Origin of the sequence: Marinovum sp. (assembly GCF_034669705.1) — a bacterium.
In the GTDB taxonomy this organism is placed as follows: domain Bacteria; phylum Pseudomonadota; class Alphaproteobacteria; order Rhodobacterales; family Rhodobacteraceae; genus Marinovum.
Map to the genome: position 1 here is coordinate 16,182 of NZ_JAXMOR010000037.1, position 16,275 is coordinate 32,456.

Sequence of the window (16,275 nt, forward strand, 5' to 3'; positions counted from 1 at the left end):
CTTTCCTGTTCAGCGAGATCTTCTGTCGTAAGGGCTTATGTCCGGCGTTTGGTTGGCGTGCGGGCGGCGAATTCCATCAGGCGTCTGAACTTCGGACAGTCCATGTGGCTTTCGGCTGGGCAATCCGCGACGTGACGCAGGGCGTCGCGCAGCCGCGTGAGACCCCGGATCTGCTCGTCGAGCGCATTGGCGCGCAGGTGCAACTCGGCACGCGGCAACTGGGGCGTACCGTCCTTGGCGAACATGCCCTTGATGTCTTCCAGTGAGAACCCGGCCATCTTGCCCAGCGAGATCAGCGCGAGCTGGGTGACCGCTTGCGCATCGAACTGCCGCCGCAACCCGTGCCGCCCGACCGATTGGATCAGTCCGATCTCCTCGTAGTAGCGCAGCGTCGAGGAGGAGACGCCACTCTGTTCCGACAGAATCCCGATATCGAGAAGTTTCACGGTTGACCTCAAGTTGGCTTGAAGTGGCAAGTTAGCTTCCACTGATCGTCAACGCTAGTGAACTTATCATGAAAAAACCGAACGAGGCGCGCGCGCCACTTCCCATCCTGACGGCGCTGGCCGCCGCCTCCCTGACCGCTTCGCTGGGGCTCAGCGTCGCCTCGGTGCTGCTGCCCACCCTGACACGCAGTTTCGATGTGACCGTGTCGGACGCCCAGTGGGTCGTGCTGGCCTATCTCATGGCGGTGACGGTCGCCATTGTCTCGGCCGGGCGGCTTGGCGATCTGTTCGGCCATCGCCGGGTCATGATTTCCGGCTTGGTCGTCTTCATGGCTGCGTCGCTCCTCAGCGCTACGGCACCGAGTCTCGGCGTGTTGATCCTAGGGCGCGCGCTTCAGGGAGTTGGCGGGGCGATCCTGATCGCGCTCCCGATGTCGATCGCCCGGAACATGGTGCCTCCTGGGCAGCTCGGCACCGCCATGGGCCTGCTAGGAACCACCTCCGCCGCCGGGACCGCGCTCGGGCCCTCGCTTGGCGGTTTCGTGCTGGCCTGGAGCGACTGGCGGATGACCTTTTGGCTCCTCGCCGGGTTTGCCGCGCTGGCACTGGTTCTCGTTGTCCTCTTCATCCAGCATGAGAGTCAGCGGTCTCGGGCACGGTTCAAGTCGTTGGATCTCCCGGGAACCGTTGTGCTGATCGTTGCGCTTGCGGCCTATTCACTCGGCACGAGCGGTGGCGCCTCAGGCGTTCCGGTTTCACCGGCGGTGCTTTTGGCAGGCGCGCTGTTCGCGGCTGCAATCTTCGTGGCCGTCGAGACCCGCGTGAGCACGCCACTGGTGCCGATGACCGTCCTCATGGACAGGATGACGGCAGCAGGGTTTGCCATGAACATCCTGGTCGGCACCATCATGATGGCGACGCTGGTCGTCGGCCCGTTCTTCCTGACGTTCTCCCTTGGACTGGACGAGGCAATTGTCGGCCTGGTGCTGGCCATTGGGCCGGTTGTCGCCGCGCTCTCCGGGGTGCCCGCGGGGCGGTTGACGGATCGGTTCGGCGCGCGGCGCGTGATGCTTGCCGGGCTGCTTCAGACCATGCTCGGCCTGCTCTGCCTTGCCCTTCTGCCGCGCTATTTCGGCGTCGGCGGGTATATCGCCGCGCTGATCACACTGACTCCGGCCTTTCAGATGTTCTTGGCGGCCAACAACACCGCAGTCATGTCCGGGGCTTCGAAGGAGCAGTGCGGGCGCCTTTCCGGTCTGCTCGGCCTGTCTCGCAACCTTGGATTGATGACAGGTGCTTCCGCGATGTCCACCCTGTTCGTCGCCGCAATGGGCACAGGTGACGCGGCAAAGGCGACGATAGCGGACGTCTCGTATGCCTTTACGATGACATTCTTCTTCGCCGCCGCCCTGGCCATGATCGCCCTTGGAGTTGCGATCTGGAGCAATCCCAGGCGCCAACAAGGTGCGCCGAACCCGGTGTGAAGCTCAAACATAATTCGCGCGCCCTGAGGCATGGACCCGTTTCCTCCACAACTGCGGCCATAGGGCATTGCGCATGGGGCATTGGGCATTGGGCATTGGAAAGGTTCGGTTGGTATTGGAGTGAACCCCACCTGTTCCGCACAGGCCAGATCGGAGCGCAAATGATGACCTACGCTCTATCACGACCACGGTTGAACCCCAAAATTGCTGCGCACGTGGAGAACGAAGCCCATGAGAGGGTCGGCCCCATTGGCGACCAATGTGCGAAAGCGAACATCGAATCTCAACGGTTGACCGGCATCTTAGTCCGCGTCCCCTCCTTTCGATGATGGTTGATGGCTGCACCTGCGGCGAAGGTCTACTCCTTCCATTGCTCGTGCAGCATGTGACCGTCGCCCGGATAGCAGATCTCAGTACTTTGCAAAGGACGCTCTCTGCGCGTTGCTGCCATTCGTGGTCGACGCAGCGAACGGCAGGTCACCGCCCTTTTCACGAAAGTTTTCGCAGCCGCAGCGGAATCTAAGCGACCGTAGCGAATGGCAGGAACGTCCCGCGCTGCCGACCTTGGAGCCGTCAAAACCCTGCGGCCACGATGAGTGCCGGCTTTGGTGATGCTGCGGTGCTTCGCTCATCGTCACGTCAAAAGTCGGTTCTGGGCCGGTCGCGATGGGCATACCTATGCGGCAACTGCGAACCCATCGGCGAGCAGAGGAGACAGTTTAGGCTCGAAGCGGACCTCTGCAACGCCCCAGATCTACGATGCGCGGACAAGCTCCGCGGTTCCAATCCCCGTCAGTTGCACCCCGAGCCAACGGATGTAGCCGTTCAGCTTCTTGCTGGCCGGCCCAAACAAAGGCATGATGAACCTCTCGTAGCAGGCGTGGAGCGAGTTCACGTTCTGGATGTGATGGCGGCCTGAGGCCAAGCGCTTGCCGGACTTGCTGCCGACCACGAAGTGCCAATTCTTGTGTCGTGAAGTCTTCCCAACGAGGGCGCTGCGGTCGCGGGACGTTCTGCGGTTCGGCGAAGTTCCGGACCCATTCACGAGTTCCGTTGCGCGACTCCCGCTGGTAGGTCTCGTCCGCTAGATGATCCCGGAGAAGCTCGCCGTTGAGCCGCTGCTCCCCATGATCGTAAACACCAGCATCAGCCAGCGCCAGACAGTGTATTTGTTGAGTCCGACCGTCTCGCGAGCTTGCGCACCGACTGCGGAGCAGAGGTGCTCAGCATATCCCGCAGCGCCACGATGAACGGGTCTGGGCGATTGATGCGCGGCCGATGGCTTTGCCGGTTCGGCCCGAACAGTTTAATGGCAGCCGATGCGGCGGTAGCGCTGGATTTTGGTCCGTGTGCGGCCCCACTTCTGGCGGCGGTCGTCGCCGCAGAAGGGGCACTTGTGATCTCGGTTTGTCCGTGCTTCGTTCTCCGAGATCGCCTCCGTCTTTTGTCGGAGATCCCTGATCTTGGTCTGGGCGTCCTCGATCTGGGCCGGATTCAGGTCGTCGAGAGCATCGAGAATACGCCGAAAAACGTGTTGCCGCATGGGTATCCGCCGCGCAGAAAAGCGGAGTGATATAGGCCTTTCCGCGAAATACCGAAGAGCGCCAACACGGTTTGCGGACGCCCCTGATTTTTTCGACTGACTCACGATAACGGGCTGGCTGCTCCATCGGGACGAGCAGTCGTCTATTGTCGAAAGGTGGCCTAACACGAACCGCGACGGACGACCAGGCTGTGCACGCCTGGTCGTCCTGCTCCTGGATCAGGAGCGTCGTTCAGGCGTTTCGCGGCGCGCAAGCCGGACTTCAAGCCATTCCAATACCTCCTCCTCAACCCAGCCCACCCGGTTCGGGCCCAGCTTGACCCGCATCGGGAATTTGCCTGCCGTCTCCAGGCGTGCGATGTGTTGCGGTGAGTAAAGGACCAACTCCTTAACTTGGCGTTTTGAAAGTATCCTCATCACGATGTCTCCGTTGCTGAAGAGCATCGCGATGCCCAGGTTACGACGATTCCTAGGTTGGAAGATGCTACCAATCGGACGTCAGAGATGCGATATAATCTTCATATTTTAACTGAGCGGCCCGCATTTCTTCCTTATAGTCGTAGCGGTTGTAGATAGCGGCTACGCCGCTCAGCGTGCCTGAGGAGTGGTTTAACAGCCGCTCCGTGACGTGGATAGGTGTGCCCAGAATGGCATGAATAGTTGAGAATGTGCGTCGGAGATCATGCAGTGTAAAATGCTTCAATCCGGTCTTTTTCAGAAGCCGACGGTGTCCCTTTGACCAACCGGAGTAGGGGACGTCGAAGTAGGTTTCGCCGAAGACATGGTGCTCGCCGCCAATGATGCTTTCAAGGAGAGCTGCGGTGCGGGGCCCGATTGGAAACGCGTGCCGCTTGTGATTTTTCGTGCGTTCGCTGGGCAGGGTGATCAGATCGGGTTCGATGTCGCCCCATTGCAAGTTGGCGATTTCTCCGCGCCGTTGTCCAGTAAGCAGCAAGAGAGTGACGATATCGTGGTATCGGTCCCGCGCGCCCAGGGTATGATCGAGCAGGGATGCCACTTCTTCCTCGCTTAGAACGCGTTCCCGGGCGTTTACCTTGTGGGGGCGCCTGAGGTCGGCAAGCGGGTTGCGCTCCATGTACTGACGATTGCAGGCCCACCCAAAGAAGACCTTCAGGGCGGTAAACCCATGGTTCTGGCTGGACGGGCTGTTGGAGAGGCGCTTGATCGCCTTGATCGCTTGGGACGGGCTTATGTCATCCAGATATCCAGAGAACTGGATGCGTTTGAGGTAGAGCTTGTATCCAGCGCAAGTCGACGGTCTAAGCCGTGTCTTGCAATCTTCGAGGAAGGCTTCGCGGACCGGAGCATATGTGTACCTTTGCTCGGGGTAGGGGGTTTCGGCAAAGGTGGCAAGGAATTGGCGTGCGACCTTTCGGGCGTCTGCAAGAGCTAGGTCGGGAAACCTGCCAAGGGTTTTTAATTGACGACGCGGGCCATACATTACCACGTAGGATTTGCTCCTGGCAGAGCAACGGAGCCCGAACCCTGGCGTCGACACATCCCAGTAGGTGACTTGTCCCTGCTCCCGCAGAGACAGCTTCCTGACGGCTAGATCGGTCAACCGGATCTTCATTTTAGTCTCTTTTTAGTCACTTGAATCACGTGCGTAAGAGGGTGTTTCTATGTTCAGCCATGTTCGGAGGATTTCTCCTTGTATCATGATAATAAAGGAAAAAAGCTAAATAGTGTAGATCTATGTTCATTTGTCTGGGCTGTTTGTGGATCAAGAGGTCGCCCGTTCGAACCGGGCAGGCGGTACCATTCAAACCAGCAGTCTCATTCGTTGACGTCCCGGTGTCGGCAGCGGCAGGTCCGGCCCGGATCGCTGCACGCCTTTGCATGTGCGACGCTCCGCAAGTGCTGCATCAACGTGATGCACCTTGCGCGAGGATGTTTGTCCCGAGGCCGGCACACCGCAGGCCGGGCGCCTGATCCCGCCCGGGGGCGTGCTGTGCTCCGGTGACCGTGGCGCTCGAAATCACCCCGATGTCACGCAACTTAGCCAAAGCTGCCGGGGTTAACGATTTCTTAAGGAACGTTAATCAACCTGAGGGTGATTTTCACGCATCGTTGACCATCTCGGAGAGATCGCCATGACCCTGCGCCGCACTGCCCTCAGCATGGCCTTGCCGGTTTTCTGTCTCGGCGCGATGAGTCTCTGGACCCGGCCGGCGGCGCATTGGCTGGCGCAGGGGCCGTTGCAGCAGGGCCATGAAGAGGTGTCCTGCGCCGGCTGCCATACGCCCAGTCCCGGCAGCACGCGCCAGCAGGTGCAGGCCAAGCTGGCCTACAGCCTCGGATGGCGCGCGGCGGATGTGGATTTCGGCAATGGGCCGGTGACCAGCGATCACTGTCTCGACTGTCATGAGCGCGCCAATGAACGTCATCCGATCTACCGCTTCCGAGAACCGCGATTCGAGCCGGCGTTGCAGCAGGTCCGGGCCGACAGCTGCCTCGGCTGCCATTCCGAACACCTGGGCGAACGGGTCTCGGCCGAGCCCACGTTCTGCCGCGCGTGCCATGCCGACCTGGCGTTGACCAGGGATCCGGTCAACATCCCGCATGTCACCCTGATTGCGGCGGGAAAATGGAGCACCTGCCTCGGGTGTCACGATTTCCACGGCAACCATTCCTATGACCCGCCGACCCATGTGCAGCAGATGATCCCCGGCGCTGCGATCCTTGGCTACTTCCACCAGGGCGCACCGCCCTATGGCCCGTTCAAACTCTTCGAGGCGGTGGCGCGATGACCCTGAAACCGATCCTTGCCCTCGGCACGCTCAGCTGTCTCGCGATCTATCTATTCGTTACCGCGCCGCCGCCCTTGCCGGTCGAGGCCAGCCGGGCCGAGAGCGACCGCGTGCTGCCGGTGGGGCGGCTCTTCGATGCGGTCAATGCGATCAACCACGCGGCGCGGCAGACATATACCGCGCGAATCGTCGGTGCCGGTGGCAAGGCGGGGCTGAAATTCGGCGAGGACTGGGCCGAACCCGGGGTCGAGAAGGGGCCTTTGCCGGCGCTTTTCCTGCGGCTCACGGCGGCGCGGCTCGAGGCAAGGCCGCCGCGGCTCGGGCTCTATCTTGGCTCCGACGCGCCGATCAACGCCTCGAACCTCTTTGCCGGCGCCGAGGCGCAGGCCTTTGCCAGGGTGCGCGCCGCGCGTGCGCCGGTGTTCTCGACCACCGCGCGCGGCGATCACGTGGCGATGTACCCCGACCTCGCCTCGGCCGGGCCCTGTGTGAGCTGCCACAACGACCACCCCGACAGCCCGCGCAAGGACTGGGTGCTGGACGAGGTGATGGGGGCCACCACCTGGACCTACCCTGAGGCGGAGCTCGGCGCGGCGACGGCGCTCGAGGTCACCGAGGCCTTCTACCTCTCGGTCGAAGAGGCCTATCGGGCCTATCTCGACCGCGCGGCGGGCTTTGCCGATCCGGTGGCGGCGGGGGCGGACTGGCCCGGCCCGGGTCTGCGGATGCTGCCGGATGCCGCGACCTTCATGGCCGAGGTCCGCCGCGAGGCCGGCGGCGCGGTGATGCGGGCGCTGGTGCTGAGCGCGGAGGGCGGGGCATGACCGAGGTCCTGTTGCGGCTCAGACGGCGTCCTTACGTGATTCTCGGGCTGATCGCGCTGTCGCTGGTGGTGACGGTGCTGACCGCCGGCACCGCCTTTAGGCCCAAGTCCTTCGGCTTCAACTGGCAGGTGGTGACCGGGGCGCTGCTGCTCACCGGCATGGGCTATCAATGGATGCTGCTGATTGCCCGCAGCGGCGGCCAGGCGGCCAGGGTGCGGCGGCACTACGCAGCGCATCGCTGGGTCGGCGTCGGTCTGACGCTGCTGTTCGCGGTGCATGCGGTGCGCTTCGGCCATGCCTGGACCCTGGCGCTTGTGCTGACCTTCATCGCCATCGCCGCCACCGGGTTGCTGAACCGCGAGGTGATCCCCTATCGCAGCCGCCGGCTCTACAAGGCCTGGCTCTGGCTGCATATCGCACTGTCAGCGGCGCTGCTGCCGCTGGTGGGGCTGCATGTCTGGGTGGCGCTCACCTATCAGTGAGCGTCACCTCCTGGGTCATCCGGCCGGTCACCCGGTCAAAGATCAGGATACGGTCATCCTCGGTCACCACCGCCACCCAGCCGGTGCCGAAGGTCACCGCCTGGGCGCTGACGCCGGCGGGCAGGCTCAGCTCTTCGGGCAGTTGCGGGCCGGGATCGCGGAAGCGGATGACAATCAGCGCGATGATCAGTATGACGCCAGCGATCATCACGCCCGTCAGCACGGTCACCAGCAGCCGCAGAAAGCGCAGGTTGGCCGGCTCGGGCAGCTCCGCCTGCGTTTCAGAAGGGTCATCCATGCCGGAACTCCGTTTCACCATCGGCGCCAATCCGCCCGGCCGCCTTGATAAGGCCTTGGCCCGCGATGTGCCAGAGGAGGCCGCCCTGTCACGCACCCGGCTCGCCCGGCTGCTGGAAAGCGGCGCGGTGCGGATCGACGGCGCGGTCGAGGTCAACCCCAAGGCCCGGGTCGGCGAGGGTGCCGAGGTGGTGATCAGCGTGGAAGAGGCGGAAGAGAGCCACATCCTGCCGGAGGACATCCCGCTCGACGTGCTCTACGAAGATGACCACCTGATCGTGGTCAACAAGCCGGTGGGCATGGTGGTGCACCCGGCACCCGGCACGCCGTCGGGCACGCTGGTCAACGCTTTGCTGCACCATTGCGGCGAGACGCTGTCGGGTGTCGGCGGCATGAAACGGCCCGGCATCGTGCACCGGATCGACAAGGAGACCTCGGGCGTGCTGGTGGTGGCCAAGGATGACGCAGCCCATCACGGTCTGGCGGCGCAATTCGAGAAACACACCGCCGAGCGCGCCTACAAGGCGGTGGTCTTCGGCATGCCCGATGCCGCCGATCCGCGGCTGCGCGGCCTGCGTGGCATCAGCTTCGAGCCGGGCAACGTGCTCAAGATTACCACCCGTCTGGCCCGCCACCGGTTTGACCGGCAGAAACAGGCGGTCTGTTCTGAGGGCGGGCGCCACGCGGTGACGCGGGCGCGGCTGGTCGAGAGCTTTGGCAGCCCCGCGGCGGTGGCGCTGATGGAATGTCGTCTGGAAACCGGCCGCACCCACCAGATCCGGGTGCACATGGCCTATGCCGGTCACGGGCTGATCGGCGATGCCACCTATGGCGGCAAGCGCAAGATCGCCAAGGGCGCGCTGACCGAGGCCGGGCAGGCGGCGGTGCAGAGCTTTCCGCGCCAGGCCCTGCATGCCGAGACGCTGGGATTTGTCCATCCGGTCACCGAGACGCCGCTCAGCTTCACCGCCGCGCTGCCCGATGACATGCAAACCCTGCTCGCCACGCTCAGAGGCTGAAACATTCCAATGGGCCGAGATGCACCGAGGCCGGGGGCTGCTCCGCAGTCTCTGTGCGCTGGTGCACGTAGACACGATTTATTCACGGTCGTATGACAGGTTTTGTCGTGAACTGCACATGCCCGTGATCCCGTGACATCGGGCTTTCAATCTGAACGGATCGGTACAATTATCGTGGGCAAGGAGGATATCTGCTCTTGAACGGGTGGATTTCCACACCATATGGAATGTTAAAGCCCTAAACATTGGAGGGACGAACATGGCTAACTATGCAAATCTCCCGGCGCCCACGCCCGAAGGCGGGCTGTCGCGCTATCTTCAGGAAATCCGGAAGTTTCCGCTGCTGGAGCCGGAAGAGGAATACATGCTGGCCAAGCGTTGGGTCGAGGAGCAGGACACCGAGGCGGCGCACAAGATGGTCACCTCGCACCTGCGACTCGCCGCCAAGATCGCCATGGGCTATCGCGGCTACGGTCTGCCGCAGTCCGAGGTGATCTCGGAGGCCAATGTGGGTCTGATGCAGGCGGTCAAGAAGTTCGACCCGGAGAAAGGCTTCCGCCTTGCCACCTATGCGATGTGGTGGATTCGCGCCGCGATCCAGGAATATGTGCTGCGGTCGTGGTCGATGGTCAAGCTCGGCACCACCTCGGCGCAGAAGAAGCTGTTCTTCAACCTGCGCAAGGCCAAGGCCAAGATCGGCGCGCTGGAAGACGGCGACATGCACCCCGACAACGTGGCGCAGATCGCCACCGATCTCGGCGTCACCGAGAAAGAGGTCATCAGCATGAACCGGCGCCTGTCGGGCGGCGATGCCTCGCTCAATGCCACTGTCGGCTCCGAGGGCGAGGGCACGATGCAATGGCAGGACTGGCTCGAGGATGAAGACGCCGACCAGGCCGCCGACTACGAGGCGCGCGACGAGCTGGAGGCGCGGCGCGCCATGCTGGCCGAGGCGATGGACGTGTTGAACGAGCGTGAGAAGGACATCCTGACGCAACGCCGGCTCAGCGACCAGACGGTGACGCTCGAGGACCTTTCGGGTCAGTATGACGTCAGCCGCGAACGCATCCGCCAGATCGAGGTGCGCGCGTTCGAAAAGCTGCAGAAGCGGATGAAGGACCTGGCCAAGAAGCAGGGCATGACTGCCGAGGTCTGATCTCTGTTGACGGAACGGCGAACGGCCCGGGGGCAACCCCGGGCTGTTTTGCGTTTGGCTGGCCAGCGGGCGTCCCGCCGGGGCGGAACGCTCGGCAGCGCCTGCGGCCGGTGACCGGCGCGGTCCCGGTCCGGGCGCAGGTCAGGTCAGCTGTTCGGAACCGCGCCGCCGTCAGGGCACCCATCGGGCTTGCAGCCCGGACGCAGGTGGCTAGGGTTCGCGCGAGATATTTTCAGGAGAGAGATCATGGCAGACCATATTCGTTGGGGCATCCTTGGGGCGGCGAATTTCGCCAGGAAACACATGGCTCCGGCCCTGCAAAGCGCCCGCCGCGGCCGGCTGGCGGCGCTGGCGACCTCGAGCGCCGAGAAGGCCGTGCCATTCCAGGAGCTGACGCCGGGGATCGAGGTCTTCACCGATTACGACGCGCTGCTGGCCAGCGATGCGGTGGATGCGGTCTATATCCCGCTGCCCAATCACCTGCATGTGGAATGGACGGAAAAGGCACTGCGCGCCGGCAAGCATGTGCTGGTGGAAAAACCGCTGGCGATGTCGGCCGGCGAATTCGACAGCGTGATCGCCCTGCGTGACGAGACCGGCCTTCTGGCGGCCGAGGCCTATATGGTGGTGCATCACCCGCGCTGGCAGAAGGTGCGCGAGCTGGTGCAGGGCGGCGAGCTGGGCGAGCTGATGCTCTGGGACACGGTGTTTTCCTATGACAACCGCGCCGACACCGGCAATATCCGCAACCGCGCCGACACCGGCGGCGGTGCTCTGCCTGACATCGGCGTCTATACCTACGGCACCGCGCGCTATGTCACCGGCGAGGAACCCGAGGCGATCCTCTCGACCGAGATGCGCTGGGAAGGCGGGGTCGACGTCTGGTCGCATGTCACCGCACGATTCCCGTCGTTCCATTTCTCGGGCATCAATTCGATGCGCATGGCCGGGCGGCAATACGTGGCGATCCAGGGCGACAAGGGGGTGATCACCGTCAAGGCGCCGTTCAACGCCGGGGTTTTCGACCAGGCCGAGGTGACGCTGGAACGGGCCGGGATGGAGACGGTCACCTGGCGCTGGCCGGGGGTGAACCACTACGTCTGCCAGGTGGAGAATTTCAACGCCGCGGTGCTGGACGGGGCCGACTATCCCTGTCCGCTGGAGTTCTCCCGCGGGACGCAAGCGATGATCGACGCGGTGTTTGCCAAGGCGCGCGGGTAGGGGATTGCGCGCGGGGCGGGCATAAAGCCCACCCCGCGCGGCCTAACGGGTCGGTGCCTGTCGCGTCGGGTGGGCCGCTCGGCCCAGCGCCCGTCGCGTCAGACCGCGCGGATTTTCGTCGCCGGCGGAGTGCCGCTGTTGGCGTCGATGAACTCCAGCACCAGCGGCCGGATGTTGTTGCGCCACGACTTGCCGGCAAAGATTCCGTAGTGGCCGGCGCCGGGCTCGAGGTGGCTGGCCTTCTTGTCGTCGGGCAGCCCGGTGCAGAGATCGAGCGCCGCGACGCATTGGCCCGGTGCCGAGATGTCGTCCTTGGCACCCTCGACGGTCTTGACCGCGACGGTGGTGATCTTGCCGATGTCGACCGGCTTGCCGGCGACGGTGAATTCGTTCTTGGCGATCTCGCAGTTCTTGAAGATCCGCTCCACCGTCGACAGGTAGAATTCCGCCGGCATGTCCATCACCGCAAGGTATTCGTCGTAGAACCGGTTGTGGGCGTCGTGGTCAGAGGCCTCGCCACTGGCGACGCGTCCGATCTGGTCGACGAAGGCCTTGGAATGACGGTCGGCGTTCATCGAGATGAAGGAGGTCAGCTGCAACAGCCCGGGATAGACCTTGCGGCCGACGCCGGAATATTTGAAGCCGACCTGCTGGATCATCGATTGCTCGAGCTGCCCCATGGTCACCCGGTGGCCGAAGTCGGTGACATCGGTGGGGGTGGCATCGGGATCGATCGGGCCGCCGATCAGGGTCAGCGAGCGCGGCTGCGCCTCGGGGTCCTCTTCCGCAAGATAGGCAGTGGCCGCCAGTGTCAGCGGCGCCGGCTGGCAGACCGCGATGACGTGGGTGTCGGGACCGAGGTGCCGCATGAACTCGACCAGGTAGAGGGTGTAATCCTCGACATCGAACTTGCCTTCCGACACCGGAATATCACGTGCATTGTGCCAATCGGTGACATAGACTTCACAGTCAGGAAGCAGGGACCGAACTGTCGAGCGGAGGAGCGTGGCATAGTGTCCGGACATCGGGGCAACCAGCAGAACCTTGCGCGGCGCGGGCGTGCGACCGGCGATCTCGAAGTGGATCAGGTCGCCGAACGGCCGGCTCACCTCGGTGCGGACATTGACCAGATGGTCGCGGCCGTCCTCGCAGGTGATCGAGTGGATGCCCCAGTCGGGCTTGGCTGCCATCCGCTCGAACGAGCGCTCGGTCACCGAGCCCCAGGCGGCAAGCCAGCTCATCGCCGGGTTCGGCCACATGGCAAAGGCCGGGTAGGAGGCCATGGCCTCTGCCGTCGCCCCGAGCCACTGGTTCGTGTTCCGAAGGGTTTCCATCATATCGTAGGTGACCATGAAACGCATCTGCGCGTACTCCGGAGCTGTGAGGGCTGTTCAGCCCCCGGTTGTTTTGTCGCTTTGACCCCTCCCACAAAGCGACCTAATGCTGCGACTGCAAGATTAAAGAGGATTCGTTGAGATGACAATCGATGAGACTGAGCGGAGTAATGATATTGCTCATCTAGACGATAATATTGCCAAAATTGACGAATTGACACAGCGTCTGACCAAGGCGCTGACCCGGCGGAAGCCGCCGAATCCCCAGATTGCGGGGCCGGAATCCGAGCTTTTCGCACGTGCAGCGACGGCCTATTGGCAGGAGTGGATGCAAAACCCGGCCAAGATCCTCGAACATCAGGTCAACTACTGGGGCAAGTCGCTCAAGCACGTCGTCGAGGCGCAGCAGCTGCTGGCCCAGGGCAAGCTGGCGGCGCCCGAGGACACCACCCCCGACGACAAGCGCTTTTCGAACCCGGTGTGGAAGTCGAACCCCTATTTCAACTTCATCAAGCAGCAGTACATGATCAATTCCGAGGCCATCAAGCAGGCCGTGGAAGACATCGAGGACATCGACGAGACGGAAAAACGCCGGCTGCGCTACTTCAGCCAGCAGATCGTCGACATGATGGCGCCGACCAACTTCTTTGCCACCAACCCCGACGCGTTGATGAAGGCGATCGAGACCGAGGGCGACTCTCTGGTCAAGGGGCTGCAGAACCTGGTCGCCGATCTCGAAGCCAATGACGGCGAACTGGTGGTGCGGCTGGCCGATACCGAGGCCTTCGAGGTCGGTGGCAACATCGCCACCTCGCCCGGCAAGGTGGTGTTCCGCAACGAGATGATGGAGCTGATCCAGTACAGCCCCAGCACCGAGCAGGTGCACGAAATCCCGGTGGTGCTGTTCCCGCCCTGGATCAACAAGTTCTACATCCTCGACCTGAAGGAGCAGAACAGCCTGATCAAATGGGTGGTCGACCAGGGCTACACGCTGTTCATCGTCAGCTGGATCAACCCCGATCCCTCCTATGCCGACAAGGGCATGGAGGATTATATCGAGCATGGCTACCTGACCGCCATCGAGGAGGCCAAGACGCTCTGCAAGGTCAAGCAGGTCAATGCCATCGGCTATTGCATTGCCGGTACGACGCTCAACCTCGTTCTTGCGTTGCTCAAGAAGCGCGGCGACAAGTCGGTCAAATCGGCGACCTTCTTCACCACGCTGACCGATTTCTCCGACCAGGGCGAGTTCACCCCCTTCCTGCAGGACGATTTCATCGACGGCATCGAGGCCGAGGTGAACCAGCACGGCATCCTGCGCAGCTTCATCATGGGGCGGACCATGTCCTTCCTCCGCTCGAACGACCTGATCTACCAGCCGGCGATCCGCAGCTACATGATGGGCGACACGCCGCCGGCCTTCGATCTGCTCTACTGGAACGGCGACGGCTCCGGCCTGCCGGGGCGGATGGTGATGCAATACCTGCGCGGGCTCTGTCAGCGCAACGAGCTGGTCGAGGGCGGTTTCGAGCTGTTCGGCGAAAAGCTGTCGATCAAGGATGTGACCGTGCCGATCTGTGCCGTCGCCACCGAGACCGACCACATCGCGCCCTGGAAGGATTGCTACCGCGGCTTCTCGATGACCGGCAGCCGCTCGAAGGCATTCATCGTCGGCCAGTCCGGTCATATCGCCGGCATCGTCAACCCGCCCTCCAAGAAGAAGTACGGCCATTACGTCAACGACGAGCTGCCGGACACCGCCGAGGCCTGGATGGAAGGTGCCGAGTTCCACGAGGGCTCGTGGTGGCCGCGCTGGGAAGCCTGGCTCAAGCCGCGGGCCGGCAAGATGGTCGACGCCCGAGAGCCGGGTGATTCTGAGCATCCCATCCTGGGCGACGCCCCCGGAGACTACGTCAGAGTGAAGGCAAGTATCTGAATTTACGTAGGGTTATCTTTTTTTCTGCACTGCAGCACAAAATTCTTGAAATGCTGCAGTGCAGCGGTTATATTCCTTTCAGACGCAGAGACGGGGTGGGCCCGCTCAGCGCTGAAACAAAGGATTTAGATTATGGCCGCTGCAAAAGCACAAGACGTCACCGCGCTCCTGAAAGACATGATGGGCGCGTTCCCGGTGGACACTTCCGCTCTGGAAGACGCCTTCAAGACCCAGGCGACCCTGAACGAGAAACTCTCGAACGTGGCTCTGGAAGCCGCCGAGAAATCCACCGAGATCTCCTCGAAATGGACCAAAGACACCCTGGCCAAACTGGCCGACCTGTCGAAAGCCAAATCCGAGCCCGCCGACTACGCCAAGGCGATGACCGATTTCGCGTCGGCCCAAGCCGAAGTTGCTGCCGAGAACGTGGCTGCTTTCGCTGAAATCGCCAAGAAAGTTCAGATGGAAACCGTCGAACTGATGATGGCGGCCGGCAAGGAATTCTCGGAAGAAGCTTCGGCTGCCGTGAAGAAAGCCACCAATGACGCGACCGCCGCCACCAAGAAGGCGACCTCGACCGCGACCGCAAAGTAAGCTGATCCCAGGATCAGGATGTAGCCCGCGCCATCTCCTCCCCCCTGATACGCGGTGCATCACGGAAAGACGGGTCCTTCGGGGCCCGTCTTTTCTTTTGCGCGGGTGCACCCTTGCCAGAGCGCGCCGCATTGCGCACCATCGCGCCGGTAGCAGTGGGGAAGGGCGTATCATGGTCAGCAGGTTTGCAACGGGTCTTGCGGCCCTGACGTGGGGATTTGCCGCATCGGCGCCCGGCGCGCAGGAGGCCGAGCCCGAGTTTCAGCCCTTCACCTTTGCCGGCACCGTGGTCGCGCGCGAGATCACCGGCCTGTCTTACGAAACCGCCGGCTGCATCACCGCCGTCTCTGACATTGCCCGCCGCACCGGCACCGCCAAAAGCGGCCAGATGCTTGTCGCGCTCGACTCTCAGGACGCCGAACTGGCGCTCGAGACCGCGCGCGCCCGGGTCGCCGATCTCGAGGCCGCGGTCGCCGAGAAGCAGCTGGCCATCGACGCCGCCGAGGCCAATGTTGCCCGCCGCGCCCAGGAGCTGGAGTTTGTCGGCAAGGAGTTTGCCCGCAACGAGCAGATGTTCCGCCGCGGGCTGATCAACGAGAGCACCATGGAGGGTGTCGAGAGCCGGATGATGAACGCCAATTTCGCCGCCGACCAGGCGGGCGAAACGCTGGCCAGCGCCAAATCCGCCAAGACCCGCGCCGAGATCGCGCTCGAGATCGGCCAGCTCGACCTGACCTCGCAGCAGGTGGCGCTCGAGGCGCTGCAACTGCACGCGCCCTATGACGGGGTGCTGCTGGGCTTTGAACCCAACGTCGGTGATTGCGTCAGCGCCGGTGCCTCGGCGGCGCAGATCTACGCCCCCGAGAAGAAATCGGTCGAGGTCTTCGTGCGCGTCGACCAGCTGGTTGCGCAGCAATCCTCCGGCGTAACCGTCGGCGCCCCGGTCAGGATCGCCCGGATCAACGGCCAGTCCTGCGGTGGCAGCTTCACCTGGATCGGCACCGAGGCCGACCTTGAGCACCAATACGTCAAATCCGCGATCGAGGTCGACGAGGCCTGCGCCGCCGCGCTCTACCTCAACGAGGCGGTCGAGATCGAAACCTTGCCGAACCCGGCCTGATGCTGCGCAGCATCATGTTTTTCGCAACCGCGGCGTGACAATGCTTTT

General features: G+C 63.0%; 16 protein-coding genes. 11 read left to right on the plus strand and 5 right to left on the minus strand.

What is annotated here, in order from left to right:
* Positions 1–35 precede the first annotated feature (35 nt).
* Entirely contained in the window at positions 36–446 is a 411-nt protein-coding gene (locus tag VOI27_RS19665) for a helix-turn-helix domain-containing protein (RefSeq protein WP_323767717.1), read from the minus strand.
* Positions 447–514: 68 nt separating this feature from the next.
* On the opposite strand from VOI27_RS19665, the gene VOI27_RS19670 reads away from it, so the two are divergent.
* Both VOI27_RS19670 and VOI27_RS19675 read left to right on the plus strand, forming a co-directional pair.
* Positions 515–1,930: an MFS transporter gene (locus VOI27_RS19670; protein ID WP_323767719.1), complete on the plus strand. Its 1,416-nt coding sequence runs from the start codon at positions 515–517 to the stop codon at positions 1,928–1,930.
* Positions 1,931–3,239: 1,309 nt separating this feature from the next.
* Positions 3,240–3,503 carry a hypothetical protein gene (locus VOI27_RS19675; protein WP_323767721.1) on the plus strand — a complete coding sequence of 88 codons (264 nt, stop codon included), beginning with the start codon at positions 3,240–3,242 and terminating at the stop codon, positions 3,501–3,503.
* Positions 3,504–3,692: 189 nt separating this feature from the next.
* Here the strand turns inward: VOI27_RS19675 and VOI27_RS19680 are convergent, their stop codons facing one another.
* On the minus strand, positions 3,693–3,917 hold the full coding sequence (locus VOI27_RS19680) for an AlpA family phage regulatory protein (RefSeq protein ID WP_323767723.1): 225 nt from the start codon (positions 3,915–3,917) through the stop codon (positions 3,693–3,695).
* A 40-nt stretch (positions 3,918–3,957) separates the two neighbouring features.
* The gene (locus VOI27_RS19685) at positions 3,958–5,067 is read right to left on the minus strand and encodes an integrase family protein (RefSeq protein WP_323767725.1); all 1,110 of its coding nucleotides are present in this window, start codon (positions 5,065–5,067) and stop codon (positions 3,958–3,960) included.
* A gap of 520 nt (positions 5,068–5,587) precedes the next feature.
* On the opposite strand from VOI27_RS19685, the gene VOI27_RS19690 reads away from it, so the two are divergent.
* From VOI27_RS19690 to VOI27_RS19700, 3 genes are read left to right on the plus strand one after another with little or no spacing between them, the layout of a single operon-like run.
* The gene (locus VOI27_RS19690) at positions 5,588–6,244 is read left to right on the plus strand and encodes a cytochrome c3 family protein (protein WP_323767727.1); all 657 of its coding nucleotides are present in this window, start codon (positions 5,588–5,590) and stop codon (positions 6,242–6,244) included.
* Positions 6,241–7,068, plus strand: a complete 828-nt coding sequence (locus tag VOI27_RS19695; protein ID WP_323767729.1) for a c-type heme family protein — start codon at positions 6,241–6,243, stop codon at positions 7,066–7,068. Before VOI27_RS19690 ends, VOI27_RS19695 begins: the two co-directional genes overlap by 4 nt.
* Positions 7,065–7,550, plus strand: coding sequence for a hypothetical protein (locus VOI27_RS19700; RefSeq protein WP_323767731.1), 486 nt, complete (start codon positions 7,065–7,067; stop codon positions 7,548–7,550). Before VOI27_RS19695 ends, VOI27_RS19700 begins: the two co-directional genes overlap by 4 nt.
* On the opposite strand, the gene VOI27_RS19705 is transcribed toward VOI27_RS19700, so the two are convergent.
* Positions 7,537–7,848, minus strand: coding sequence for a DUF6476 family protein (locus tag VOI27_RS19705; RefSeq protein ID WP_323767733.1), 312 nt, complete (start codon positions 7,846–7,848; stop codon positions 7,537–7,539). The genes VOI27_RS19700 and VOI27_RS19705 overlap by 14 nt on opposite strands.
* Between VOI27_RS19705 and VOI27_RS19710 the strand changes: the two genes are divergently transcribed.
* The 3 genes from VOI27_RS19710 to VOI27_RS19720 all read left to right on the plus strand — a co-directional run bounded on the left by VOI27_RS19710 (position 7,847) and on the right by VOI27_RS19720 (position 11,243).
* A complete protein-coding gene (locus tag VOI27_RS19710; RefSeq protein WP_323767735.1) occupies positions 7,847–8,866 on the plus strand; it encodes an RluA family pseudouridine synthase in 1,020 nt (339 codons plus the stop codon). The two genes, VOI27_RS19705 and VOI27_RS19710, sit on opposite strands and share 2 nt — an antisense overlap.
* Positions 8,867–9,125: 259 nt before the next feature.
* Positions 9,126–10,022 (plus strand): RNA polymerase sigma factor RpoH, encoded by an 897-nt coding sequence (gene rpoH / locus VOI27_RS19715; protein ID WP_323767737.1) that lies wholly within the window; start codon positions 9,126–9,128, stop codon positions 10,020–10,022.
* 246 nt (positions 10,023–10,268) lie between these two features.
* Positions 10,269–11,243: a Gfo/Idh/MocA family oxidoreductase gene (locus VOI27_RS19720; protein WP_323767739.1), complete on the plus strand. Its 975-nt coding sequence runs from the start codon at positions 10,269–10,271 to the stop codon at positions 11,241–11,243.
* Between the two features lie 98 nt (positions 11,244–11,341).
* On the opposite strand, the gene phaZ is transcribed toward VOI27_RS19720, so the two are convergent.
* Positions 11,342–12,604, minus strand: coding sequence for a polyhydroxyalkanoate depolymerase (gene phaZ / locus VOI27_RS19725; RefSeq protein ID WP_323767741.1), 1,263 nt, complete (start codon positions 12,602–12,604; stop codon positions 11,342–11,344).
* 115 nt (positions 12,605–12,719) lie between these two features.
* Here phaZ and VOI27_RS19730 point away from each other — a divergent pair, with 115 nt between their 5' ends.
* The 3 genes from VOI27_RS19730 to VOI27_RS19740 all read left to right on the plus strand — a co-directional run bounded on the left by VOI27_RS19730 (position 12,720) and on the right by VOI27_RS19740 (position 16,227).
* Positions 12,720–14,513: a class I poly(R)-hydroxyalkanoic acid synthase gene (locus VOI27_RS19730; protein WP_323767743.1), complete on the plus strand. Its 1,794-nt coding sequence runs from the start codon at positions 12,720–12,722 to the stop codon at positions 14,511–14,513.
* A gap of 132 nt (positions 14,514–14,645) precedes the next feature.
* On the plus strand, positions 14,646–15,107 hold the full coding sequence (locus VOI27_RS19735) for a phasin family protein (RefSeq protein WP_323767745.1): 462 nt from the start codon (positions 14,646–14,648) through the stop codon (positions 15,105–15,107).
* Between the two features lie 172 nt (positions 15,108–15,279).
* Positions 15,280–16,227 (plus strand): HlyD family secretion protein, encoded by a 948-nt coding sequence (locus VOI27_RS19740; protein ID WP_323767747.1) that lies wholly within the window; start codon positions 15,280–15,282, stop codon positions 16,225–16,227.
* Positions 16,228–16,275: the final 48 nt, after the last annotated feature.

Bases quoted from the DNA above. Each gene is read 5' to 3' on its own strand.
- VOI27_RS19740 (WP_323767747.1), top strand. From the start codon at position 15,280: ATGGTCAGCAGGTTTGCAACGGGTCTTGCGGCCCTGACGTGGGGATTT.
- VOI27_RS19735 (WP_323767745.1), top strand. From the start codon at position 14,646: ATGGCCGCTGCAAAAGCACAAGACGTCACCGCGCTCCTGAAAGACATG.
- VOI27_RS19700 (WP_323767731.1), top strand. From the start codon at position 7,065: ATGACCGAGGTCCTGTTGCGGCTCAGACGGCGTCCTTACGTGATTCTC.
- VOI27_RS19710 (WP_323767735.1), top strand. From the start codon at position 7,847: ATGCCGGAACTCCGTTTCACCATCGGCGCCAATCCGCCCGGCCGCCTT.
- VOI27_RS19705 (WP_323767733.1), bottom strand. From the start codon at position 7,848: ATGGATGACCCTTCTGAAACGCAGGCGGAGCTGCCCGAGCCGGCCAAC.
- VOI27_RS19690 (WP_323767727.1), top strand. From the start codon at position 5,588: ATGACCCTGCGCCGCACTGCCCTCAGCATGGCCTTGCCGGTTTTCTGT.
- VOI27_RS19730 (WP_323767743.1), top strand. From the start codon at position 12,720: ATGACAATCGATGAGACTGAGCGGAGTAATGATATTGCTCATCTAGAC.
- phaZ (WP_323767741.1), bottom strand. From the start codon at position 12,604: ATGCGTTTCATGGTCACCTACGATATGATGGAAACCCTTCGGAACACG.
- VOI27_RS19680 (WP_323767723.1), bottom strand. From the start codon at position 3,917: ATGCTCTTCAGCAACGGAGACATCGTGATGAGGATACTTTCAAAACGC.
- VOI27_RS19675 (WP_323767721.1), top strand. From the start codon at position 3,240: ATGGCAGCCGATGCGGCGGTAGCGCTGGATTTTGGTCCGTGTGCGGCC.
- VOI27_RS19670 (WP_323767719.1), top strand. From the start codon at position 515: ATGAAAAAACCGAACGAGGCGCGCGCGCCACTTCCCATCCTGACGGCG.
- VOI27_RS19685 (WP_323767725.1), bottom strand. From the start codon at position 5,067: ATGAAGATCCGGTTGACCGATCTAGCCGTCAGGAAGCTGTCTCTGCGG.
- rpoH (WP_323767737.1), top strand. From the start codon at position 9,126: ATGGCTAACTATGCAAATCTCCCGGCGCCCACGCCCGAAGGCGGGCTG.
- VOI27_RS19720 (WP_323767739.1), top strand. From the start codon at position 10,269: ATGGCAGACCATATTCGTTGGGGCATCCTTGGGGCGGCGAATTTCGCC.
- VOI27_RS19695 (WP_323767729.1), top strand. From the start codon at position 6,241: ATGACCCTGAAACCGATCCTTGCCCTCGGCACGCTCAGCTGTCTCGCG.